We start from the raw sequence: 816 nt of genomic DNA, 5'->3' as shown, positions 1-816 counted from the left end.
CAGGCTGTTGACGAACCAAATCGCCACGTGCGATTTGGTTCGTCTTTTTTTATGTCCAACGAGCTCGAGGCGCTCTGCCCGACAAAAAATTGAAGAGATGCTATGTAGTCGGTCCTTTCTGGCCAACAGATTGGCCAGCTTTTTCATGTTTTGTGCGGTGGCTGCCACCAGATTGGCGCGTTGGACCTTCGCGGTCCCCCTGTAGAAGGTGAAACGGAGCCCATGGAGCTCTTTCCCGTCGGCGAACGAGCGCTCGACGGTCTGCGGCCGCAGTCGGTAGAGGGATTTCCCAGACGCGGACAGGCGGTTCTCGTTCACCTGCTCGCGGTAGTGCTCGTCGACGTGGCGGGTGATGTCCCGTCGGTGCGTCCGGCTGGACGTGCACTTCTCTAGGAGCGGGCAGTTCTGACAAATCGAAGGGTCGGAGACATAATGGTGATAGCCGTGACGGTCCGTCGTCTGATAGGTGAGGCGCTGTCGCGCCGGACAGAGATAAGCATCCTCTTCCGGCAGGTACGTGTACCGGGTCTTGCGGAACATTCCTTTCTTCCCGCCGAAACGCCGCCGAGCGATGACCCCGAAAACACCCCGTTCGACGAGCGCCTTCGCGATCCCGGTCGTGAAGTAGCCGGCATCGAGCGCGACCGCCTCGAGCGGGAAGCGGAAACGTTCGAGGACATGGTCGAGCCGATCGAGGTAGACGGTACTGTCCGACACATTTCCGGACGTGACGTGTACATCGACGATGAAATTGTGCTTGGCGTCGACCGTCCGATGGGCCAGCCAGAAAAAGCCTTCCGGCTTCTGGTCGCGATA

General features: G+C 59.3%; 1 protein-coding gene. It reads right to left on the bottom strand.

Features of this window, described 5'->3' with window-relative positions:
• Positions 1–816 (bottom strand): transposase (locus KNO92_RS14680; protein WP_214761895.1); only part of this gene is annotated, 816 nt, incomplete at both ends.

It is taken from the genome of Exiguobacterium sp. s129 (assembly GCF_018617585.1).
GTDB classification, from domain to species: Bacteria; Bacillota; Bacilli; order Exiguobacteriales; family Exiguobacteriaceae; genus Exiguobacterium; species Exiguobacterium aestuarii_A.
Note: the sequence above shows the minus strand (reverse complement) of the source record. Positions and strands in the feature narration are given on the sequence as shown.